We start from the raw sequence: 293 nt of genomic DNA on the forward strand, positions 1-293 counted from the left end.
TGACCTCCTGTTAGGCGATTGACGCCATCAATACCGGCAATACCAATGATCTGAGTCAAATCTACAGCTCCGATGGCAGTCTCTGAAACCATACTACCAGCTGCACCAATAAAACCTTCCGCAAACAAGAGGGAATCCTTCATCCCTTGAGGAAGCGGTAGATTTCGTGTTCCCTCAACGACATCGCCCCACCAGGAACCAATCTCATTCGAGCGATCCTTCAGCCAGGCTTGGATGGGGTGATGACGGCGATAAGAAGCTTCTCGCTCAGCGGCTTCTTGTTCTGCCTTGCG

The 293-nt window shown here is 51.5% G+C and carries 1 pseudogene; it reads right to left on the reverse strand.

The features are described from left to right. Window positions 1–293 (reverse strand): annotated as a pseudogene (locus B7705_RS09715) (T7SS effector LXG polymorphic toxin); the annotation flags it as partial.

The sequence above is a fragment of the Streptococcus oralis subsp. dentisani genome, from assembly GCF_002096685.1.
Taxonomy (GTDB): domain Bacteria; phylum Bacillota; class Bacilli; order Lactobacillales; family Streptococcaceae; genus Streptococcus; species Streptococcus oralis_AD.